The following is a 22590-nucleotide window of genomic DNA, read 5'->3' on the forward strand; positions in this document are numbered from 1 at the left end:
GATCGTTTCACCGCCTTTCACCGTTATCCCTTCCTAAAATAAAAAATGACTGCCCCCTGTTTAAGAGAACAGCCATTGCCTTCTAAACCTGCTCACATCAGATACGGGGTATTGATGCGATGTTCCTGTGTTGCGCAGCAGTTAACGCAAAACCTTTTGTTACATCCCAGATGACTTTCTGTGCCATTGCATGATCATGCTCATCTTTCAGGTCCTTATCCTGCAACAATTCCATGATTACTTTCAGATCCTGGTCATCTGAAACAGGGCCCAGCTTATACTTATCTTTTGCTTTTGTAATGTCCCGTTCTTCGTTCAGGCAGAACAGTGCCAGGTTATGGCTGGTAGTACTTCCTGCAGGCACTACGATCGCTTCCTCCTTTATTAATATACCGTTCTGTGTTTTCTCATCCAGGGAAATGAAAGTGAGGCCGGCAGGAAGGATCACTGTAACTGGTTGGGATGTTTTATTGCGTAAGCCAAGGCGTACGCTTACAAGGCCGCCTGCGCCCAATTCACAGTTGGTACCGAAATCATATCCCGGTATTGCTTTTTTAGCCAGTACAATGCCTTGCGGCAGTTTAAATGCGGGGCCTGTAACTAATATTCCGGGGCCTTTAGTTACTTCCTGGTTTACTACGGGGGTTGGGCGGGGGCTTTTGTGGTGCTTGGCGCCGGCTATGATAACCGTGAACGAGCATACGAGCCAAACAAACAATTGAATTAACTTTTTCATTTTATTTTATCCTTTTGACGGCGCAAAGATAAAACCATCCAACAGAACGGATGCTACGCCAAACGGATCAAAACCTACGACAAACGGATAAATCAATCTATGCGGGTCTGCACTTTTGCATCCTTGCCCTTTTTCTCCTGCAGACCGGTGATCTGTTCTACCGCCTTTTCCCAATCTTCCCCAAAAGGAATATTGAATACAGTACCGGATGGACTGATCAGGAACTTGGCAGGATAACCGGGTACCTCATACTTTTTTTGCACCTGGTTATCTGACATGGAAGCCGGCATATCAAAATTATGCGCGGCAAGATAACTGATCACCTTCTCCGGCTGGTCCTGGCAGGCAATGGAAAGGAAAGACAGATCATTACGGCCTTTTATCTTTTGCGCAAAGGCATTGATCTTTGGCATTTCTGCGCGGCAAGGTGGGCACCAGGTGCCCCAGAAGTCCAGCAACAGCCATTTCCCGCGATAGTCAGCCAGCTTATAGGTTATCTTATCATCCGGGCTTTTCAGGGTAAAATCGGGGGCCGTTTTCCAGGATCTGACAATATAATTATGAAAGAAGTTGTAAAAATCTGCCTGGGGAAAGTTCTTTGAAAAAGAGGTCTTCAACTCTTCAAAGATAGATGGATCGGCATTCAGTTGCTCAGTCAGTACTTTCATGGCTTCTTTGCTGTTTCCCTGCGCAATCAGTGCTTCAGCAAAATCAGCGCGGTAACTCTCTTTCGATTCCAGGAGCACACGGTCGTAAAAGCTGGAAGATGCCCGCTCCTTTATATTCTTTGGCGAATACTTCGCCGCTTTAGCCAGATACGCCATCGATGCCTTTTTATCGGTAGCTGCCAGTTCATCGCTTTTTAATTTACAGGCGTATGCCAGCATGTTCTGTTCTGTATAACGATCAGCATTCAAACTATCCATCCTGTTCTTTTCCATGGTGGCGATCTCCCGGCTGAGCAATGCGCCGGCCTCTCTGGTATGTCCGGCTGCCCGCAATTGCCGGTACAGGAGCAAGGTATAGCGATGAGGGTTACCATCCCCTTTACTTCCACCTATGTTTTCCAGCTCATGAGCGATCCTGAGCACGGAATCTTTATTGGATGCATGTTTAGTTGCCTGTACCCACAGATACATCGGGTATACTTCATTACGGATCAGCGTATCTTCATCATTGGCCAGTTTCTCCGCCAGCGGATAAGCAATGCGCCTGCCGTTGATCACATTCTTTGTGATCCATGTTATCTCCTTTTCAGAAGCACCGTGTTTTCTCCAGGCTTTCTGTAGCTCTTCGATGGGCTCCTGGTGCAGGAAATCCTGCGCGAAAGTATGCTGGATCCAACTCCCGTAGCTTTGCTTCATACGGCTGAGATAACGAATGGTATTGTAGGCACTGTCTACACTGATATTCTTTACCTCCTGGAGTTTATTAAACAAATGATGCGGATAGGTTACCAAAGCAGCATCTTCGATCTGTGTTAGTATTTGATTGTACCTTTCATACTTGTCCTTCATATCAGAGCCCTGCAACATGCCAGCCTTTGCTACTCTATAGGAAGTAATATTTCCCAAAAGCGGATCGTATTGTGAAAAATATTTTTCCAGTTTTAAGGAGTCATATCCATCCTCGTTCTTCAGTGCTTTGCTGTAGCTAGACATTTTAGCAATGGCCGTCTTTACATCCTCACTGAACGGAGAGGCACTCCCTTCAGATGGAGCCACCCGGATGATGGACCTTTCAAAATCAATATCATTACTGATGCTCTTTAAGGCAGCAGCCGTTATCATTCCGGTAGAAAGGTCCAAAGAAAGGTTGCCCGTAAAATTCATCTTCTGCCCTTTATCCTCTTCCCGTACAAAACTATATTGCAAAGAAGCGGCATCCCGGCCGAGAACGGTAAATTTCGAGAGACTATCCTCTGACAACCAGCTATCAGGCAGCTTATCAGGCGTAGCGGGCAGAAAAGGTGCTATCCAGTACAGTTCATTCACCAGGTACGATCTTTCATTCACCTTCATGTTCCCGGCGGCGTTGTTATCCAGCTGCCAGTCTTTAATGCGCTCGTTGAAGATGGTTGCGATGCCTGGCTGATCACTCATCTTTTCATGTTTAAAGTGATAAAGGAATGGCCTGTTCAACAAGGCGAGCACCTCCAGTTCCCTCGTGTTAGTGGGGCTGCTTTTATCAATCTGTGCAGTATTAAATATTCCTCCATCATAATTAAGCAGGGTACAATTGAGGAGCAGGCTGTCTTTTGTCACTTCCAGCACCTTAAAATACCAGGTGGTGGTATTTTTATCGTTCCCGGAACGGTGTTTCATTGTGGTAGTGACCTTGTAATAACCTTCACTTCCTTTTTTAGGCGTGAATTGCTGTGCTTTGCCGGCAATGCAGATCAGCAGGAACAAACCTGCGAATGAGAGTAGCTTTTTCATACGGGTTAAAGAGTTAGGTATTGGATCGTCAATATACAAATTGTCTTTTATTATTACAGAGTATAACTATCTTTCAGTAAGTTTTGAAAGTTCGGAATAATTAAATAGCTTTGTTCTATGAAAGCGAAACGGTGGAAATGAACTAAAAAACCTGCCCATGAACACGCTGGCTTATCTTATCTACCTGCTGCTCACTTACCTGATCACTGTGCGCGTAGGCCTCATCTTCTACAGGAACGGCAGGATATTTATACTCAGTTTATTACAGAATGATGTGCCGCTGACGGACTCCATCAACAGGATACTTTTAGTGGGCTATTATTTACTCAACCTGGGATACGCCGCCCTGATGATCAGCCTCTGGGATACGATCCACAACTGGACGGAGCTGCTGCTGAGCATCACTACCATGACGGCCCGGATCATCCTCACACTGGCGCTGATCCACTTCTGCAACATGGCGGCTATTTACATCATCAGTAAAAAGAAAGATCAATTCACTCACTAATAAACCTTACACAATGAGTACCTCCTTCAACTTTATCGCCTATCTTATTTACTTACCTGTGGTGATTGTTTTAACCTGGTTTGTAGCGCATACTTTGTTCCAGAACAGTAAAGTTTTTATGCTGGATATCTTTAACGGAAAAACAGAGATTGCCCTCGCCACCAACAAATTGTTCGAAACAGGTTTCTATTTGCTGAACCTTGGCTGTGGGCTTTATATCATGAAGATCGGTTATGAGATCTTCGAAAGCAGAACGATGCTTGAAACATTAAGCGTTAAGATCGGCGGGTTCTGTATCTATCTTGGGGTGATGTTATTCCTGAACCTCTATTTATTCTTCCGGGGAAGAAGAATATCCAAACAAAGAGCACAATTAAGGGCATAATTCATACAAAGGGGCTGGCAAACCGTCAGTCCCTTTATTAATACTGACATATTATCGTTATCTTTACCTAACACCTATATTAAAAAAAAAGCATAAATATCTTGTATTTTCACGAATTTGATTTTGACGATGACTTACTGGACGGCATAGATGCGATGGGATATACCACCGCTACACCAGTACAGGAACAAGTGATCCCCATCATATTATCCGGCAGAGACCTTATCGCCTCTGCGCAGACCGGCACCGGGAAAACGGCTGCCTTCCTGCTCCCCACCATGCAAAACCTGCTGACCCATACCCATGATGCACACCAGATCAATTCCATGATCATCGTGCCTACCCGGGAACTGGCTGTTCAGATAGCGCAAACGCTGGAAGGGATGTCCTATTTCACCAATATCAGCTCTATTGCTGTGTATGGTGGCGGAGACGGCGCTTCTTTTGCCTTAGAGAAAAAAGCACTTTCCTCCGGGGCAGATATTGTGATCTGCACCCCCGGCCGTATGATCGCTCACCTCAACATGGGTTATGTAAAGCTGGAAGGCCTTAAATACCTTGTGCTGGATGAAGCAGACCGTATGCTGGACATGGGTTTCCATGATGATATTGAAAAGATCATCTCCTTCCTGCCTAAAAAACGCCAGACGCTTCTCTTCTCAGCTACCATGCCCGCGAAGATGCGCAACCTGGCCATGAAGATCCTGCACGATCCTGCACAGATCAATATTGCTATTTCCAAACCACCTGAGAAGATCATCCAGGAGGCTTTTGTGGTGAACGAAGACCAGAAAGTGCCCCTGATCAAAATGATCCTTGAAAAGCGGAAAACGGAAACGGTGATCATCTTTTGCTCCCGTAAGCAGAATGTTAAAACGCTCACGCAAGTACTTAAAAGGTCCAAATTTTCCGTGGAAGAGATCCACTCGGACCTTGAGCAGGACAAAAGAGAACAGACGCTCCTTGACTTTAAAAACCGTAAACTGAAAATACTGGTGGCTACAGACATCCTGAGCCGTGGTATTGATGTGGAAGATATTGACCTGGTGATCAATTACGATGTACCGAACGACGGGGAGGATTATATCCACCGGATCGGCCGTACAGCCAGGGCCGCAACAGACGGTACCGCCTACACGTTCATCAGTCCTAAAGAGCAGAACCGCTTTGTAAGGATCGAAGAATTGCTGGGGCACCCTGTAACCAAAGCCCCTGTGCCGGAAGAATTAGGCCCTGCCCCACAGTACACGCCTAAGATGAGAAGGCCCGGTGGTGGCGGAGGTCATGGTCATAGCGGTGGTGGTAAACCCAGACATGGGCATCATAGCGGAGGCGGCGGTAAACGCCCATCGCAAAAACCAGCAGGCAGAAGTAACAGACCGTAAGTATCTTACGGTTTTTTTTATGGTACGAAAATGGCCACCATCAACCCGCCCAGCGCAATGGTGAAAGCGTAATAGATAATGCTGATAAGGAACTCATAGAGTATGATCCTCCACCAGGGAAGATCAGCAAAGAGCACCCACATCACCCAGATCGGGTATAAAAAAGAAATAGCGAAGTTAAAGTAACCCAATGCCGCACTATCCACATGGAAGATAAAACCGGCGATGGCATACAGGATGGTGAAGAGCAGTGAAATGATGCCGGCATTAAATACATTCAGCACAAAATGTTCCGCATAATTATACCGCCGGTAAAACAGCCAGGTAAGAAAGGATAGAAAAGGCAGCAATGCCACGAACATCAGTTTGAGGTTATGATGGATGAACTCCTCTATTCTAATACCTCTCAGTTCCTCTGGGGAAGCCCCTACCCTCACCGGATGTTTTACCAGGCCCAATACGATGATCTGGAAACCCACCATGAGTATAAAGGCCGTAAAAGGATTAAAGTACCGTTTCCGCTGTCCTTCCAGGTAGTTCTTAACCGTTTGCCCCGGATGGGTGAGCATGGCTTTAATAAAGCCAAAAATGCTTTTATCCGCATGCGTAACAGCATGGATCAGTTCATGCACCAGGTGGTGCGTGGTAAAACGATGGGTATCCGCTTTCTGGCCGCATTGGGGACAGAAATTACCGGTAAAGGCAGTGTTGCAGTTCTTGCAGTTTGTCATAGCAGGGATAGGATAGTATTCAACTAAATATAGTGAAATTATCCTATCCCTGTTATGCGCCTTAGAAATTATGTGGTACCAGCAGAACGGCATCCGCCGCTACTACCCCATCTGCTCCTTTATTGGTAATAGCTACATAAGCACTTTTACCGGCAGGCAGCTGATGCCGGCCCAGGTGTACCCATTCGCCGGAAGTCTGCCCTTTTACATCTATCGCCGATTTCTTAATGATCACTTCTTTTTCTTCCTTCCCGTTAAAAATAGAACAGGTGATAACGGAGGAGATATTACTCAGTCTTGGTAATACATAAGTGTATACATCATATGCACCACCTTTGCTGATCTCCGGAATGAACTGAACGGATTTAGGCTGATCATTCACCGCGGAGAGATAAGCCGTAGGGCCATAGAATCCTCCCTTCCGGAATGCCCAGTTGCCTTTTATTTTCAGGTGCAGGGAATCTTCATTATCTACCAGGATCTCCGGTGTGCGGCCATTTACCAGCGGATCTGTTTTTAATAAAGCTTGCAATTTCTTTACATCTACTTCCTGTACCGTTGTACCTTTTTCGATAGCTAATACGGCAGCGGTTGCAGCAGATTGCCCCAGTACCATAAACACCGGTTCCATGCGGATAGAACCAAAACCAATATGACTGGCAGATAAACAAACAGGTACCAGCAGGTTCTTACATTCTGCTGCCTTTGGTGTAAGTGCGCGGTAAGCAATAGGATAAGGCCCCACACCACCCCTTTCCACATCGCCTTCATTCTTTACCATGCCATTGATCACTAACCGCTGGGTATTGTGAGAATCCATACCATATGCCGCCATACCAATGCCATCGGTCACCACTTCCTTCCTTTCACAATTAGCCTGTGTCATTACATACGCTCCGATCATTCTCCTCGCCTCCCGCACATACATCTGCGGGCTCCAGTGACCATTATCTTTGTATTCATCTTTCGGGTAACCCCAATCCAGCATGAACAAACGAATGGAATCAGGAATGCGCGGATCGTGGCCAATGAAATACAACAGGCCTTTATTGTATAGTTCATGTTCTTTCTGAATACTGTCACGCACAGCATAACTGCCATCCGGGTAGTTCCAGTTCATGCCGATCATATCCGTGGAGAATCCTCCCCCGTTATTGATATCTGTTTTATGATTAGGCATGAGATCAAATTTCAGGATCTCCCTGATATCATTTTGCGTGGTGAGTTTCGCAATGTAACGCGGTAATAGTTCATACCGGGAGGAGTCGTATTTCTCAGGGCGTGTGATGGGTATCCGGTTGGTGGGATCATTGGTGAGGCAGATACGGAAATTATATGCCTGCACATGTTTGTTACCGCTCCCTATTGCTGGTAATGGTGCATTGCTGATGCCCCATAAGAGGCCGCTTTCCGGATGGCCGGGCACCTTGTAAGGATCAACACCATCCGGTACCTGGTTGCCTCTTTGCGGGGTTTGCGAAGGTTGCACCTGTACACCGTTATAAGATTCATTGTATACATCACTGGCTTCCCTGCCCACCATGTAGGAAACACCGGCTTTCGCCATCAGGTCTCCTTCATAGGAACAATCTATGAATACTTTTGCGCGGATGGTTTTCCCGCTTTCCATCACTATTTCTTTGATGTAGCCATTTTCCTTTTTAGCGGAAAGTATCCTGTTCTGATAGAGCACTTCTATTTTCGCTGCATGGATGTATTCCATGAAAAGATCTTCTGCCACGTGTGGTTCAAAGATCCATGATTCAAAGTGGCCGTAGTATTTGCCCAGCCGCCTGTAAAAGTCTATGGCCAGGCCTGTCACCGCATATTTGTTGCCGATATCCGTATAGCCTAATCCCCCGGAAGTTAAACCGCCCAGGTGTTTGCCGGGCTCTATAAGCAACACGGACTTACCCATTTTCTTTGCTGTATAAGCTGCGATCACTCCACCGGATGTGCCGCCATATATGCATATATCATATGCCTGCTGCGCCTTTGCGATAATGCTGCCGGCAACCAGTATAAACAGGATGGTTATCTTCTTCATTACTCTGTATAATTTAGGTCTTTCGAAAAAGTTTCTTCCATTTTCCACACGGCCAGTAAGGCGAATACAATGGTGGTGATGCCCACCAAACCCGCAGCGCCGGTGATGCCAAAATGATCTCTTCCCAACAGGAATAAGGGGGTAAAAATATTCACGCTACCCCGCACAAAATTGGGAACAGTGGTAGCCACAGTAGCACGCAGGTTGGTACCGAATTGTTCTGCTGCGATGGTCACAAACAAAGCCCAGTAACCAATGGCATAACCCAGTAACAGGCACAAGCCATAAAAAACGTATAAGCTTTGGGAAGACTGGAACAAATAAATGCCTACTGCAACACAAGTGAGCAGTACAAAGATCAATACCGCTTTCCGCCGGCTTCTTAATACCTGGCTCAACAGGCCGCTGCTCAGGTCTCCGAGGGACAGGCCAATATAGCCGAACATCACCGCTTTACCTGCTTCCACAGTTGTAGTGATACCCAGTGCTTTTGCGAATTCAGGAGAGAACGTGATCAGGATACCGATCACAAACCAGATAGGCAAACCGATCAGGATGCAGCGCAGGTATTTCAGTAATCTTTTGCCCGAAGTGAATAACATAAAGAAGTTACCGCGGGAAGCATGTTGTGCTTTCACTTCTTTAAAAATGCCGGATTCAAATACATTAAAGCGCAGCACTAATAAAGCCAGGCCCAACACACCACCGATCACATACGCGATCCGCCAGTCGAACATATCCGCTACCCAGTAAGCCAGTACTGCACCCAGTACACCAACGGAGGCTACAATGGTAGTACCGTAACCTCTTATTTCTTTTGGGAGGATCTCTGCCACTAACGTGATGCCTGCCCCCAGTTCCCCTGCCAGGCCAATGCCGGCAATGAACCGCAACGTAACATACTGATCAATACTTGTTACAAAACCGTTGGCAATATTGGCCAGCGAGTATAATAAGATGGAACCGAACAATACAGATAACCTTCCTTTCTTATCACCCAGTATGCCCCAGAAAATCCCGCCCAGCAACATGCCTGCCATTTGCATATTGATGAGGAAAACACCTTTATCCAATAGCAGTTCTTCCGGCACATGCAGCGCTTTCAGACTGGGGATACGTACGATGCTGAATAAAAGCAGATCGTAGATGTCAACAAAATACCCTAATGCGGCAACGATCACAGGTATGGAAAACAATTGCTTTTTATTCATATTTCTTTCTGTGTATTTGCAGCGTTATGTTTCATGCGGATGCGCCAGAGCAATTCCTCCACGGAAACAATCTTTGTTCCTTCGTTGATCTTATCCTTCGCCCATTTTACAGGTGTTACGCCACGTTGATGATCAAAGGCAGACCATGCATGTACGATAGTCCAGTCCAGCGAAGGGTGTTCGTTGATCCAGCCAGCTACTGCAGCAGGGCCTCCTGAGCCTTCTTTATCGAGGTTCACCCATAACTGGTATTTGGCAGCAACAACGGGGATAGACATCCCCTTTTTGTTTTGGAACCAAAATGTTTGCCCATGGCCGCCGTTATATGGTGAGTATTGTACTGCGATCATGCCGGTGAGATCTTCTATCTCTTCCGCAAAGATCCTGTAGGCGGTTTGGGCCTTAGGGCTTGCCACATCTTTGCAGATAAAACCAAACACTTTGGTGCCTGTTCTTTTCATTTCGATATTGATCATAGCAGCATACTGGCGAAGCAGTTTTTCCGGATCAGGCCTTGCGGCACCGAAGAGATCAGGATAGTAATAACCGCCGCCATACTCCACCACAGTGGTCCCTGCCGGCTGAGTCTTCACCAGCTGATCATATACATCCCGGGCGGCCATGGACAAATTGAGGATGCAGGTAGTGAAAGACATGGGTATTTCCTTATTATAAGGATTAGCCCAATAGTCTTTACTGTTCAGGAACCCGCCGAATGTCCATTGCATATTATCACCATCGCTCATTACAAAGGCGTGGTAGTTCTTTTCTTCTTTCCAGTTGATCTTTTCAGGATCTATGGTGCGCACTTTTTGCTGTTTCTCTGTAGAAGGAATGCTGAGTAACGAGAGGTTCATGCACCAGTCTGAGGCTGTGTTGATAAGCCCCCAGCGGGAACAGGGCGCAATGTGTTTAAACTCATCTCCCTTGTTCCATCCTATTACAGGAGAAAGTGGTTTTACCCAGCTGGCAATAGATTCAAATAGAGAATCCACACCATAATAGACCATGCTTTTATGGGCAATGGCATAATCCCTGTTATTGGAGAATGCAGGGTTAGCTAATACCAGCAGATGAGGGTTCAGTTTCGATTGTAGTGATTTGAACTGTGTAGCGTTCAAAGTATCTTTAGAAGCATCATACAGCATTTTCAGGCCTGTATTCAATGCCATACCTTCTTGCGTTACATCTATCAGTATGCCTTTATACAAACCGGCATAAATGGTAGCCAGGTTGATGGAATTATCCCCTCTGCTGAAATCATACAGGATATATCCTTTGATGATGCCCTTTGCTTTATACCGGTCTACCAAAGCCCATACATCCATTTCACCCAGCTCTTTTGCCTTTAATCTTTTTACCAGTGACTGATAAAAGACCTTATAATTCGGGTTGGTGGTGCTGATCCAAACACCTTCATTAGATGTACCCTCATTCAGCGATTGTGCTGCCAGGCCTGCAACAGACTGAGCGAGGTTCATCTCGCGCATATCTGCTGCATGTTTTATCCTGGCGGTAACAATAGCTTTGGGGCTTTTCTGCATAGGCCACCAACTGGCCCTGGCAGGTATCCATAATATCAACAGGAATACGAATGCTCTCATGTATTAGTCTCTTAAGCTGGCTGGCAGATCACTGACAGCTTTTATTTTTGATGACAGTTTAGCGCCTTGTGCTATCAGTTTATTGCCCAATACTTTTGTATCTACATCCTGCACAGCTTTATTCTCTTTCACCGCTAACACGGCAGCGGCGCCTGCTGCCTGCCCCATGATCATATACTGCGGCTCCATCCGGATGCTGGCGTATACCACATGGCTTACGGAGATACATACCGTTACCAGTAAGTTGGATACTTCTTTTTTCTTAGGCAATAACGCGCGGTAAGGGATCTGGTAAGGAATGTGTTTCATCCTTTCCGGTTCTGTGCGTTGCGTGCCGCCTTCATATTTCAGGATGCCTTTTTCATCTGCATAACCCTGTACGCGGTGCACATCCAGCCCATAAGAACCTAAACCAATGGGGTCAGGCTTCTGCAATTCCTCCACTACATCCCGCTGGATCATCACCCAGTCTCCCGTCATGCGGCGTGCTTCGCGCACATACAGTTCATAGGGCCAGTTCTTATTATCCTTAAATTCATCTTTCGATAAACCATATTCATTGATGCCATTCCGGTATGCTTCCGGTAAACGCGGATCGTTGGCCAGGAAATACATGTAACCTTGTACATACTCAATATGGTCCTGCCAGATCTCTGCTCTTCTTTTGTAAGAGCCGTCCGGGTAATCCCAGTTACCGCCAATGTAATCCGCTGTGTTCAGATCTACTTTTCCATTGGGCACTTTTCCGGGACCGGGGAACATCTTTTTAGCAGCAGAATCTGCACCCAATGTTTTAATAGCATCCAGTGTAGACTGGTACAGCTCTATATAACGGGCCGGATCATAATTAGCCGGTTTAGGATAAGGTACCTTGTTGTTCTTTTCATTGGTGAGAGAGAGCCTGAAATTATATGCTTGTGTTTTCCTGTCGCCATCTCCTACTGCACCCGGGCGTTTGGCCAGGATGCCGGGTAGTAATTTACCTTTTTCATCGTACGCGCTTCTGTGGCCGGAGCCTTCCCTGATACCGGCAGAATATTCATTATACAGGCTTTGTGCTTCCCGGCCTACAGTGTAGCTGGCACCGGAAAAAGCCATCAGGTCTCCTTCATAGCTGGCATCAATAAATACCTTGCCTTCAAAGGAAGCACCATTCTCCATGACGATAGTTGCGATCTTACCTGCTTTCATTTTCACACCACCTTTTTCTTTCAGCCGGTGCTTCAGGAAAACGGTCACTTTTGCTTCCCTCACCATATCGTTCAACGCTTTTTCCGCCACCTGTGGTTCCGGGAACCATGCCAGCGTATCCGTTAAACCATAATATTTTCCACAGCGGTAATACAATTCTTTCGCATACCCTCCTATTACTTCCTTACGGCCAAGGTCTGTAGCGGAAAGACCGCCCGTTACCATGCCACCCAAGTGTTGTTTCGGTTCTATCAATGCTACGCTGAGGCCATCGCGGGCGGCGGTGATGGCAGCCATTACACCGGATGCAGTACCGCCATATACCACTACATCATACTGTTTACCAGTTTGTGCCTGGGCAAAAAATGGCAGCATGACCAATATGGCCAGTCTCAATAAAGTCCTTCTTTTCATATTAGTAATTCGGGTTTTGTTTAAAGTTTGCTTTGTTAGTTGAGAGGTCTAATTCAGATTGTGGTATAGGGAATAAATAATTTTTCTCCGGATCAAAGCTCGTGCTGGTATTCACGATCTTTGTATCAGTGGGAGACCTTGTAAGCGCCAGGAATGTTTCAAACTTTCCGGTGCGTGCCAGATCAAACCAGCGTTGGAATTCAAAGCAGAGTTCCCTTGCGCGTTCCATTAATATTTCGTCTATGGTAATATTGGCGGCCGTGTAGTTTTTGAAGGTGGGTGTTGTTGCTTCCGTTACCGGCGTTCCATTCGCATTCAGCCCGCGGGCACGTTGCCTCACCCTGTTGATGGCAGAAAGCCCTTCTGCAGAGATCACCCCATTCTTTTTATAATCCGCTTCTGCAAACATGAGCAATACATCTGCAAAACGAAGTACGATCACATTATTTGGACAATTGGAATAGAGGTATTGCGAAGTAGTGTTCCAGGAATTGCCCCACCTGTATTTCGTTACACCACAGCGGCCCATAATGGTTTGGTTATAGGAATCCGGGGTGTAAGGGCTGGTCCAGTTATACGTTAATTTAGAAGGGGCATTATTGGCCACATTGATCATGGAATCTGTGAGGTTCCACACCCTTCTTTTATCATAATCCGGGTCCTTCAGTGCTTTTTTGTAGTAGGTATAGAACTTGGGCACGTACACCAGGTTGGTAACACCTGCCATCGAGTTGGTATAATATAGCGGGTTACCGTTCACGGTGCCTCCGGTATAAGGCATGCCATACTCTTTGGTCCATTGTGTACCATAAGGCACTACGGAACTGAATTGTAATTCAAAGAGTGATTCTATGTTCACGTTCTTGTTCTCTATCTTAAACACATCCCCATACACCGGCAGCAGGTCTGCACCACTATTGTCTTTCACATCTTTTAATACTTCCCATGCTTTGGTGTACAGGTCTGAAGCGAGGTCCTGGTAACCAGGTACCTTACCTGCTTCTTTCGCGGAGGCCATGGTAAGGTATACTTTACCCAGGAGGGTTTTAGCCGCCCACTGGTTAGCATGGCCGTTGTTTGTTTTATTACGTGTGAGTATGTTTTCCTTTGCAGCAAATTCGAGGTCTGCCAGGATAAAATCATAGACATCTTTAATGGGCCTTCTGGGCAGGCCATAATCAAACTTACCGGTGATAGGCTGTTCTATCATGGGGACCTCTCCGAAAGCCTGCACGAGCCGGAAATACACGAAAGCGCGGATGAAACGGGCTTCCCCGGTGATCTCATTACGGTCTGCTTCTGTGATGGTTTGTACTTTAGCGGCAGCGGCAATGATCGTGTTTGCCCTTGCTGCTATCTCGTAATGCCTGATCCAGTATTCGTAAACAGATCCTTCGCTGACGGAGAAAGTATAGCGGTCGAAATTGAATCGTACGCCGGAGGTACCTTTGAACATGGCTTCATCTGTGCCAAGCTCTGTCATGAACAGCGGCGTGTTGGTATATACGCCAAAGAGGTCTTTAGCGGAAGAATACATGCCTACGATGCCTGCATCCAGTGTAGTTTTATCTACAAAAAAGTTATCTGTGGTGTATTGTGTTTCCGGTTTCTCTTCCAGGAACTTCTCGCAGGAAGAAAGTAACAGGAGCGCGAGTATAAGATAGGTTGCTGATCTCATAATTAATTTAGAATTGAGCTTTAAAACCAAATGAGAATACCCTTGAACGTGGATAGGATGCAAAATCAAGTGATGGCATCAGATCGCCGAAGCCACCCTGCCGTGTATTCACTTCAGGATCGTAACCGGAATATTTTGTGCTGATCAGCAGATTTTTGCCGCTCAAGAAAAGCGTGAATGCACCCCACCTGCGGGCAGGAAAATCATAAGAGAGGGTTACATCACTCAGGCGTACAAAACTGCCGTCTTCTATCCAGTCTGATAACATCAGCAGTTCTTCCGGACTGCCCGGCATGCGGTAGGTATTATTGGGATTTCCTTTCTCCACCAGGGCGCCGCTATTCATGTCGTATAAAGAAGGCCACCAGCTGCTGGCGGAGCCGCTGGACATATTATTATCACTTCTGCCTGCTTCCAGCGCTACCCTGTTGGCATTATACAGTTTGTTGCCGTAGCTGTATTGCACCACAATGTTGAGATCAAAACCTTTATAGCGGAAGGTGTTAGTAAGGCCACCGGAAAAGGCGGGCTGGCCCTGTCCTAAGATGACACGGTCATTTGCATTGATGATCTTGTCTCCGTTCTGATCAATAAATTTCCGTGTACCCGGGCGTATTTTACTGATGGCTTGTCCGTTGATCACCGTTAAGCCGGATGCATCTATCTCTGCCTGGTTTTGAAAGATGCCGTTCGTTTCGTAACCAAACCATTGGCCGATAGGTTGCCCGTTGCGGATAATAGCAGTGGTGCCGATACCTGATACTACGGCGGGATCAAGACTCAGGTCCGGACCTATTTCAATGGCTTTGCTCCGGTTGAAACCAATGTTCGCATCTATGTTCCAGCCGAATTCTTTCCGGGTGATGAGGCGTGCGCTTACGTTCACTTCCAGACCGCTGTTCTGTATGGAACCGAGATTGGTCCAGGAACTTCTGTAACCGCTGTACCCCGGTGTTACCTGGCGGATCAGCAGGTCCTTCGTTCTCTTCACGTACCAGTCTGCCGTGATGCTCACCTGGTCGTTCCATAACCCAAGGTCTACACCGCCATTGAACTGTGTCGTGGTTTCCCATTTCAGATCTGCGTTCTCCGGTCTTTCCACCACTACACCATAGTCTGGTGTAGTGCCATCCATCGGCGAAAAATAATTAGCGATCGTAGATAAAGTGAGATAGGAAGGAATGGACGTGTTACCACTCTGACCAAGGCTGGCACGGAATTTCAGGTTGCTCACCGCATGTACATTACGCAGAAACTTTTCTTCCGAGGCTCTCCATGCAACAGCTGCAGAAGGGAAATAACCCCATTTATTATTCCTGGAAAAACGGGAAGATCCATCACCGCGCATGGTTAACGTGGCCATGTATCTTTCTTTATAATTGTATTCGGCTCTTCCGAGAAAAGAGGCCATGGCCCATTTGGTAATGCTATAGGTAGGGATAACAGGAACAGTACCATTTCCCAGGCCGTATGGCCCCAGGATCTCTATATCATAATGCTGGTTTTCTGCTGTAATGATGCTGTTCTTATTCGTTTCGAATATGGCACCGCCCATTACATTAAAACTATGGTCCTTACCCACTTTCCCTTTATAGTATAAGAGGTTCTCATTCATGAACCGGGTGATGGCTCCGCGGGCCAGCACTGCGCGCCCGCCAAACTTGGCACCTGCAGAAGTATATTTGGGATAATAGGCGTCTGTATTAGTGTTGTTAGTAGAATAATTTCCGGTTGTTCTGAAAGTGAAATTCTTGCTGATGGTCCAATCCAGCGCCAGGCGTGTGATCCATTCTGTATTGTAACGACTGTTGGTTACTTTCTGCGCCAGTGAATAAGGGTTGGTAGTGATGTATCCGTCTACCCCTTCGTTATCCTCTACATCTGAAAAAGTAAGTGGTTTAACTGGCGGCTGGTGAAACATGCTGGTGATCACATTATTGGAGGCCACGCCGCCATTCATGGAACCCGTTATATAACCATCTATCTCTGTGCGGCTGGTGGAGATATTACTGGTAAGGTTTACGGAAGGCGCCAGTTTCTGCTGAAAATTAAAACGCCCGTTATACCTATTATAACCGCTGTACACGATCAATCCGCCCTGGTCCAGGTAACCGCCGCTAAAGGAGAATTTGGTATCCTTTGAACCGCCTGAAACGTTAATGCGGTATTCCTGTATGGCGCTGTTCTGGAACATGGCATTTTGCCAATCCGTGTTAATGGAATCCGGGCTGTTATATTTTTGCCAGTCGTGGTATGTGTTATCCGTGCCTACGCCCCAGAAACCGCCCGGTGTGCCCAGTGGAGAATCTCTGTAGTAAGTATACCCCACCAGTGATGCAGCGGGCTTATTGGGGTCTGTGGCATCTGCCGGTGTATAGGTATAAGACGAAGCGAGGAAACGCGCATGCGCATATTGTGAAGCATCCATCAAACCTACCAGGTGGCCCGGTTTCTGGAAACCGGTGTTGGCATATAATTCCAACCTGGTTTTCCCTGCTTTACCGGTTTTGGTGGTGATCATGATCACGCCATTCGCGCCACGTGCACCATAGATGGCCGTACCGGATGCATCTTTTAGTATTTCAATAGATTCAATATCACCGGGGTTGATGTTATTGGCATCATCCTGCATCACGCCATCAATCACATACAAGGGCGTGCTGCCGCCGCTGATAGAGCTGGCGCCACGGATGCGGATGGTGCTCTCAGAGCCGGGTGTACCATCATTCTGCGTGATCTGCACACCTGCTGCTTTACCTTTCATGGCATCTGCCAGGGAGAATAATGTCCGCTCAGACATCGCCTCTTTGTTAATGGAAGACACAGACGCTGTAACATCTTTCTTTCTTACAGAACCGTATCCTATCACTACTACATCATTTAACGTAGAACCTTCTCCGGTAAGGTTAATGTTAATCACCGTCCGATCCTTTATCAGTACTTCCCTGCTTTGAAAACCGATGAAAGATACCTCCAGCGTACCTTTCCCCCTGGTGGGATCTGGTATGCTGAATACCCCGTTCTCATTGGTCACCGTCCCTTTATCTGTTCCCTTTAATTTGATGGAAGCTCCTGGAAGCCCCTCCCCTTTGAGATCCGTTATTTTTCCTTTTATAGATACAATGGATGAATCAATTGGTTTGGACGGGCTGGGTAGGCTGTCCGGAGAGGCGTCCTCCTTTTTTCTGATGTGGATGATCTTGTCTTTTTCCCGCCAGGTGAACTTCTCTCCCAGCACGGTTTTCAATACCTCCTGCACTGTGGCGTCCTTCATGTTCACCGTCACCTTTTGCTGATCATTGATCTGCTGGTTGCTATAGAACAGGTCGTACCCTGTTTTGGCGGTGATCTGGTTAAAGACCTCTTTTAAGGTTACATTCCTGACCTGCAGGGAGAGCTTTTCCGGCAGTGCCTGGGCACGCGCGGAGAAAGACATGATACATAGTAAAATAAAAACAAGTAAGGGACGTGGTGCGTTACCCGGCATAAACGATCAATTTTTCAAGTACGTGAAATATGAGCTATAGACAACAGAGGTACAAAAGGGGTGACAATTTTTTGTTACGATTTTCAAGATTTTTTTTATTTAGGTTTGCAGAACTGATTCCACCATATGTCCAACCAGGATCCGAATGCATTTAGCGAAATATTTTCCACCCATTACAGGAGGCTTGTAATGGAGGCTTTTTATTTGCTTCGTGATGAACAGGAAGCAAAGGATGTGGTGCAGGAGATCTTTATTGATCTGTGGCATAAACATGACATAGCAGAGATCGTATCAGTGAAAGCTTACCTCACCCAAAGTGTTCGCAACCGTTGCCTCAATTTACTGAAGGCCAGCAAAAGCCGGGAGCAGAAAGAAATAGGTTATCAGTATTCCTTGTCCGCCCTGGTGAAAGAAACGGAAGAAGAAGACCCCGCAACGCTGCAGCGAACGGAAAATTTGTTACAGGCCATACGGAACCTGCCCCCTAAAACAGCCAGGATATTCCAGTTATACTATATGGAGAAGAAGAGCCGCAATGATGTGGCCATGGAAGTAGGCGTGAGCATTAATACGGTGAAAACCGTTTTATCCCGTGCCCTGAAGTTTTTAAGAGGAAAAATACACTGATCTGTCACCCGGTTGCCGGATTAATAGTCTAATAAGAAGATATGAAGCACAACGTTGAAGAAATAAGGAGCCTGATGATAGAAAAGCTGGACAATCAGATTGGTCCGGAAGATGAGCTGCTGCTACAGCGGCTCATTACGGAGGATAAACGTGTGCAGGAACTATGGGATGAAATGCAGGCTCTCTTTGTTTCAGGAGATGGTTTGCAGGTGATGGAGCGGCTGAATACCGGGCAAGAATGGGAGTCATTACAACAACAACTGAAACGATCAAAGAGAAGAAGATATATAGGATTTGCTTCCGCCGCAGCAGCAGCTGTTGTGGGCTTATTAGTCTATTTCAATTTACAGAAAGCAGCCCCTGCTGTTATATCAGTGGCTCCTAAATCCGTGCTCCTGAAAATGGATAACGGTGAAACGATCGATCTTTCTGCAGCCGGGCATGAGGCGATTGTTGCAGGAGATGCGAAATTGCATAATAACGGGAAGGTATTAAGTTATGAAGGTGGCCAGAGCACACAATGGAGCACCATCACTGTACCTGCCGGCATGGATTACCAGGTAAGGCTTTCAGACAGTTCCACCTTATGGCTGAACTCCGCTACTACCGCACGGTTCCCTGTTCATTTCACGGGTGATACACGGGAGATAGAAGTGAATGGAGAAGCTTACCTGCAAGTGGCCAAAGATGCTGCCAGGCCATTTATTGTGCACCTGCCTGGTGCAGATGTGCATGTATTGGGCACTGCTTTCAATATCAATTCCTATGATCCGGGTGTGGTGAAAGTAGCGCTGGTGGAAGGTGGTGTTAATATGCGCACGCCTACAGAAACAGTGGGGTTGAAACCGGGGTTCCAGGGCATGGTTTCAACGGGTGAAACGATACAGGTGCAGGCATTTGAAGAGCGCAGGGTGCTCTCCTGGATGAAGGGACAATATGTGTTCTATAATACGCCGGTGCTGGAGATCTCTCAGATCCTGCAGCGTTGTTATGATATGGAAGTGGTATTTGATAATGAGACTGTGGGTAAGAAATGTTTTACCGGGATCATTAAGAAACAGCAGCCCTTGCAGGAGTTCTTAGATAACCTCACGGCTACTGCGGAGGTGAATTATTATTTTAAGGGAAGGGTGTTGCATTTTAAGTGATCACTTTGTAGTATCGATCCCTTTCATCAGTTCAGCATGTGAAATGGCAACAGGCATGTTATCATTGTAAAGAATGGCCAGTGCTCCTTTGTCTAATCTTGTAAAGTGCGGAGAATCTCTCCACTTCATAGCACTTTCTATATCTTTAAAACTCTTTCTCCCCATCAGGTTGGGTTCATTATAAAAGCTTTTGGAATGTTCCCAGAATCCTAAAGCATGTCCAAACTCATGTCTTATTACCTCTCCTCTTACAACTCCCATTGCCAATGGGCTGATTACGATAGCTACAGATTCTATTCGTGTTCTAAACTTATTAAAATCCGGCTGTGCATATCCTTTAGGAGATCCTTCATCGAAGATGCCATTCGCCATTTTCTTGTATTCTTCTTCGCTCTTTACAAAATTAACGGTGAGGTTACCATTGGCAGGCACCAGGGAAATTTTTATTTTTCCCAGTATGGGGATAAGCTCCTGTATGATCGCCTTTACGTGTGCGGAGTCTTTAGGGGATGCGCCGGGGAGTATCTGCACTTTAATATCCTTATTCCATTTGATAATTACTTTACCATTTTCAGGCGCTATTTCAAGAAAATATTTCATTTCATCCCGCTGGTAGGGTTTGCTGGTGTAATGCGCTACTTCTTTTTTAGCAAACAGGAAAAACCGCAAACCTGTTAATACCAGGGCTACGGCCACAACCAGTACCATTAAAAGACCGGAACGTTTCATCTTAGATCAGCTTAAAAGCATTCTTGTAATTCTTCCCCACCAGCAATGTTTTACCATTCTTCAATACCACCATGTTGCCCTCAAGATAATCTACATGTTGCTTATTTACAATAAACGATTTATGGATGCGGATAAAATCCCCGGCCGGTAATTGTTCTTCAAAACTGGTGAGCGTGCGGGGGGTGAGCAGGAATTCATCTTTCGTCCAGATCTTCACATAATTACCGGCGCTTTCCAGGTAGAAGATATCCTTCATCTCCAGTTGTACAAAACGTTTATCTGTTTTGATGAATAGCTGATCTGGTGTGGCCTTCTCTATGGGTGTTTCTACGGGTTGCTGCAGGCGGTGTTGTTCCATCGCCTTCGTTACGGCTTTGAGGAAACGTTCGAAGGAAAAAGGTTTTAAGAGGTAATCGCAAACATCCAGTTCAAAACTTTCCAGTGCAAATTCTCCGAATGCGGAGGTGATGATCACCAGTGGTTTTCTCTTCAGGATCTTTAAGAGATCGAGGCCTTTGATGCGGGGTAATTGTATATCCAGGAAGAGGAGGTCTACGTTGTTCCTGCTGAGGTATTCCAGGGCTTCTGTGGCCTGGTAGCAATGCCCGGTAATTTGCAGGAAGGGAATGTCCTTTGCATACAGGCTGATCACTTCGTGGGCAAGTGGTTCGTCGTCAATGATGAGGGCTTGCAGCGGCATGCAGTTGTAATTTTAAGGAAGCGAAAAATGTATGGCCATCTGTTTCTGTGTGCAATGTATGGCTGCCGGGATATAACAGTTCCAACCTGCGGCGCAGGTTTTCCAGTCCTATCCCTTTTTCCGTTTCTTTTCCAGATGGTTCTACGGAGTTTTTGCAGCTGAAATATACTTCATCTTTTTTAGTTTGCAGTTTTATGTGCAGGAAGGATGCCCCTTCTGCCGGCTCCACTCCATGTTTGAAGGCGTTCTCAATTAAGATGATCAGCAAGAGCGGGGCTATTTGCAGCGAAGGATCATAGCCTTCATGATCCAGTTGTACATCTACGTATTTATGCATGCGGATCTTTTGCAGGTGCAGGTAGTCTTCCATGTATTTTACTTCCGCACTGAGTGTCACCAGGTCCTTCTGTCCTTCATAGATCACATAACGCATCAGTTCAGAAAGCTGTAAGATCACTTCCGGTGTTTTGGCGGAACGGGTGAGACTTAAAGCATAGAGATTGTTTAAAGTATTGAAGAAGAAATGCGGATTGATCTGCTGTTTGAGAACATCCAGTTCCGCCTGTACCTGTTGCTTTTCCAGTGAGGCTATCCTGCTATGCTGGCGGAACCAGTGAATAGCCACTATCACCGGCAGCGTGCCAATGAGCACAGCAAATACTGCCCAGGCATTTTCCGCATCAAAGGCCTGGCTGCTGACGATCTGGAAACGTTTATTAAATGGCAGCCAGATAATGAGCTGTGCCAGCACAGGATACAATATTGCCACTGTGCCTGCTGCCCCTGCGGCATAATATACAATGCCCCGTTCTTTCAGCAAACGCGGCACCAGGAAATAATGATTCAGGTAGTAGATAATAAAACCGGTGAACCAAAGCAGGAAGAACTGCAACCAGAAACCCAGAAAGAGCGCGAAGCTGTTTATAATCTTTGCCGGCGAGAACACGCCACCTATCAGTAACAGTCCATTGTTATCAAAGCGGGGATCACCGATGCCGGACACTGCCATGGCGGAGCCCAGCCCGGTGAGCAATACCATACCCAGCAGGATGGCAGCATCCAGGTTGATCTTGCTCAGGCCTTTAAAATGATATACGTTGGCTTCCAGTACAAGGTCCTGGCAGCAGCAGACAATGAATACGGTGGCTATTTCTGTATTCCCACCTGTAAGCGTAGTGATGAGCAAACCATAACCTGCAAAAACAGTTAACCAGGCCGTTATGTATAACCACCATGCCAGTTTTGCTTTTAACTCCTGCCTGAACCATGTAAACGCCATTATTGGCAGGAGAAGCAATGCGTAGTAAGCTAGCGAAGAAAGATACTGTTGCCAGGTGGTAGCGAACCAGATGGCAGCCCAGATCACCACTACTCCGTATACCCAGGTGTCCCGTTTCATATTCATTTCATTGAAAATAAGCCCTGCGGGTGGGTTGAGCAAAAATAAATGCCAAAGGCGCTCATTCGGGTGATGAAGGTCTCAGATTTTCATTTGAACGTTTCATCATGCGCCTGCGTGCTTTGATCATTTTTACTTTCCGGCGGAGCATTGTACCGGTAGCTTGCCATTA

17 protein-coding genes are annotated in these 22590 nt (G+C 46.4%); 5 read left to right on the forward strand and 12 right to left on the reverse strand.

The features are described from left to right. Nucleotides 1–97: 97 nt before the first annotated feature. Both GFS24_RS06775 and GFS24_RS29165 read right to left on the reverse strand, forming a co-directional pair. Nucleotides 98–736, reverse strand: a complete 639-nt coding sequence (locus tag GFS24_RS06775; RefSeq protein ID WP_153658818.1) for a hypothetical protein — start codon at nucleotides 734–736, stop codon at nucleotides 98–100. Nucleotides 737–828: 92 nt separating this feature from the next. Beyond that, the gene (locus GFS24_RS29165; RefSeq protein ID WP_153658819.1) at nucleotides 829–3174 is read right to left on the reverse strand and encodes a TlpA disulfide reductase family protein; all 2346 of its coding nucleotides are present in this window, start codon (nucleotides 3172–3174) and stop codon (nucleotides 829–831) included. A gap of 157 nt (nucleotides 3175–3331) precedes the next feature. Between GFS24_RS29165 and GFS24_RS06785 the strand changes: the two genes are divergently transcribed. The 3 genes from GFS24_RS06785 (at nucleotide 3332) to GFS24_RS06795 (ending at nucleotide 5452) form a co-directional block, all read left to right on the forward strand. Continuing rightward, nucleotides 3332–3682: a hypothetical protein gene (locus tag GFS24_RS06785; RefSeq protein WP_153658820.1), complete on the forward strand. Its 351-nt coding sequence runs from the start codon at nucleotides 3332–3334 to the stop codon at nucleotides 3680–3682. A 13-nt stretch (nucleotides 3683–3695) separates the two neighbouring features. Next, complete coding sequence (locus GFS24_RS06790) at nucleotides 3696–4067, forward strand: hypothetical protein (RefSeq protein WP_153658821.1); 372 nt, start codon at nucleotides 3696–3698, stop codon at nucleotides 4065–4067. Nucleotides 4068–4168: 101 nt separating this feature from the next. Continuing rightward, nucleotides 4169–5452 carry a DEAD/DEAH box helicase gene (locus GFS24_RS06795; RefSeq protein WP_173002995.1) on the forward strand — a complete coding sequence of 428 codons (1284 nt, stop codon included), beginning with the start codon at nucleotides 4169–4171 and terminating at the stop codon, nucleotides 5450–5452. 17 nt (nucleotides 5453–5469) lie between these two features. On the opposite strand, the gene GFS24_RS06800 is transcribed toward GFS24_RS06795, so the two are convergent. The 7 genes from GFS24_RS06800 to GFS24_RS06830 all read right to left on the reverse strand — a co-directional run bounded on the left by GFS24_RS06800 (nucleotide 5470) and on the right by GFS24_RS06830 (nucleotide 17764). After that, entirely contained in the window at nucleotides 5470–6183 is a 714-nt protein-coding gene (locus GFS24_RS06800; protein WP_173002996.1) for a DUF3667 domain-containing protein, read from the reverse strand. Between the two features lie 61 nt (nucleotides 6184–6244). Beyond that, nucleotides 6245–8230, reverse strand: coding sequence for an FAD-dependent oxidoreductase (locus GFS24_RS06805; protein WP_153658823.1), 1986 nt, complete (start codon nucleotides 8228–8230; stop codon nucleotides 6245–6247). Next, complete coding sequence (locus tag GFS24_RS06810) at nucleotides 8230–9441, reverse strand: MFS transporter (RefSeq protein WP_153658824.1); 1212 nt, start codon at nucleotides 9439–9441, stop codon at nucleotides 8230–8232. The genes GFS24_RS06805 and GFS24_RS06810 overlap by 1 nt, the downstream gene beginning before the upstream one ends. Next, complete coding sequence (locus GFS24_RS06815; protein WP_153658825.1) at nucleotides 9438–11045, reverse strand: GxGYxYP domain-containing protein; 1608 nt, start codon at nucleotides 11043–11045, stop codon at nucleotides 9438–9440. Before GFS24_RS06815 ends, GFS24_RS06810 begins: the two co-directional genes overlap by 4 nt. A 3-nt stretch (nucleotides 11046–11048) precedes the next feature. Continuing rightward, entirely contained in the window at nucleotides 11049–12650 is a 1602-nt protein-coding gene (locus GFS24_RS06820) for an FAD-dependent oxidoreductase (RefSeq protein WP_153658826.1), read from the reverse strand. A gap of 1 nt (nucleotide 12651) precedes the next feature. Further along, nucleotides 12652–14328 carry a RagB/SusD family nutrient uptake outer membrane protein gene (locus GFS24_RS06825; RefSeq protein ID WP_153658827.1) on the reverse strand — a complete coding sequence of 559 codons (1677 nt, stop codon included), beginning with the start codon at nucleotides 14326–14328 and terminating at the stop codon, nucleotides 12652–12654. A 7-nt stretch (nucleotides 14329–14335) separates the two neighbouring features. Next, a complete protein-coding gene (locus GFS24_RS06830) occupies nucleotides 14336–17764 on the reverse strand; it encodes a TonB-dependent receptor (RefSeq protein ID WP_173002997.1) in 3429 nt (1142 codons plus the stop codon). A gap of 177 nt (nucleotides 17765–17941) precedes the next feature. On the opposite strand from GFS24_RS06830, the gene GFS24_RS06835 reads away from it, so the two are divergent. Further along, a complete protein-coding gene (locus GFS24_RS06835; protein WP_153658829.1) occupies nucleotides 17942–18442 on the forward strand; it encodes an RNA polymerase sigma factor in 501 nt (166 codons plus the stop codon). Nucleotides 18443–18483: 41 nt separating this feature from the next. Then, nucleotides 18484–19590, forward strand: coding sequence for a FecR family protein (locus GFS24_RS06840; RefSeq protein WP_153658830.1), 1107 nt, complete (start codon nucleotides 18484–18486; stop codon nucleotides 19588–19590). Here the strand turns inward: GFS24_RS06840 and GFS24_RS06845 are convergent, their stop codons facing one another. From GFS24_RS06845 to GFS24_RS06855, 3 genes are read right to left on the reverse strand one after another with little or no spacing between them, the layout of a single operon-like run. Further along, on the reverse strand, nucleotides 19591–20319 hold the full coding sequence (locus tag GFS24_RS06845; RefSeq protein WP_153658831.1) for a hypothetical protein: 729 nt from the start codon (nucleotides 20317–20319) through the stop codon (nucleotides 19591–19593). It abuts the gene before it with no gap. A 1-nt stretch (nucleotide 20320) separates the two neighbouring features. Then, complete coding sequence (locus GFS24_RS06850) at nucleotides 20321–21019, reverse strand: LytTR family DNA-binding domain-containing protein (protein ID WP_153658832.1); 699 nt, start codon at nucleotides 21017–21019, stop codon at nucleotides 20321–20323. Further along, complete coding sequence (locus GFS24_RS06855) at nucleotides 20994–22418, reverse strand: sensor histidine kinase (RefSeq protein ID WP_173002998.1); 1425 nt, start codon at nucleotides 22416–22418, stop codon at nucleotides 20994–20996. The genes GFS24_RS06850 and GFS24_RS06855 overlap by 26 nt, the downstream gene beginning before the upstream one ends. Nucleotides 22419–22590: the final 172 nt, after the last annotated feature.

The sequence above is a fragment of the Chitinophaga sp. SYP-B3965 genome, from assembly GCF_009647655.1.
In the GTDB taxonomy this organism is placed as follows: domain Bacteria; phylum Bacteroidota; class Bacteroidia; order Chitinophagales; family Chitinophagaceae; genus Chitinophaga.

Coding starts and splice junctions, on each gene's coding strand:
- GFS24_RS06775 (WP_153658818.1), bottom strand. CDS start 736: ATGAAAAAGTTAATTCAATTGTTTGTTTGGCTCGTATGCTCGTTCACG.
- GFS24_RS29165 (WP_153658819.1), bottom strand. CDS start 3,174: ATGAAAAAGCTACTCTCATTCGCAGGTTTGTTCCTGCTGATCTGCATT.
- GFS24_RS06785 (WP_153658820.1), top strand. CDS start 3,332: ATGAACACGCTGGCTTATCTTATCTACCTGCTGCTCACTTACCTGATC.
- GFS24_RS06790 (WP_153658821.1), top strand. CDS start 3,696: ATGAGTACCTCCTTCAACTTTATCGCCTATCTTATTTACTTACCTGTG.
- GFS24_RS06800 (WP_173002996.1), bottom strand. CDS start 6,183: ATGACAAACTGCAAGAACTGCAACACTGCCTTTACCGGTAATTTCTGT.
- GFS24_RS06805 (WP_153658823.1), bottom strand. CDS start 8,230: ATGAAGAAGATAACCATCCTGTTTATACTGGTTGCCGGCAGCATTATC.
- GFS24_RS06810 (WP_153658824.1), bottom strand. CDS start 9,441: ATGAATAAAAAGCAATTGTTTTCCATACCTGTGATCGTTGCCGCATTA.
- GFS24_RS06815 (WP_153658825.1), bottom strand. CDS start 11,045: ATGAGAGCATTCGTATTCCTGTTGATATTATGGATACCTGCCAGGGCC.
- GFS24_RS06820 (WP_153658826.1), bottom strand. CDS start 12,650: ATGAAAAGAAGGACTTTATTGAGACTGGCCATATTGGTCATGCTGCCA.
- GFS24_RS06825 (WP_153658827.1), bottom strand. CDS start 14,328: ATGAGATCAGCAACCTATCTTATACTCGCGCTCCTGTTACTTTCTTCC.
- GFS24_RS06830 (WP_173002997.1), bottom strand. CDS start 17,764: ATGTCTTTCTCCGCGCGTGCCCAGGCACTGCCGGAAAAGCTCTCCCTG.
- GFS24_RS06835 (WP_153658829.1), top strand. CDS start 17,942: ATGTCCAACCAGGATCCGAATGCATTTAGCGAAATATTTTCCACCCAT.
- GFS24_RS06840 (WP_153658830.1), top strand. CDS start 18,484: ATGAAGCACAACGTTGAAGAAATAAGGAGCCTGATGATAGAAAAGCTG.
- GFS24_RS06845 (WP_153658831.1), bottom strand. CDS start 20,319: ATGAAACGTTCCGGTCTTTTAATGGTACTGGTTGTGGCCGTAGCCCTG.
- GFS24_RS06850 (WP_153658832.1), bottom strand. CDS start 21,019: ATGCCGCTGCAAGCCCTCATCATTGACGACGAACCACTTGCCCACGAA.
- GFS24_RS06855 (WP_173002998.1), bottom strand. CDS start 22,418: ATGAAACGGGACACCTGGGTATACGGAGTAGTGGTGATCTGGGCTGCC.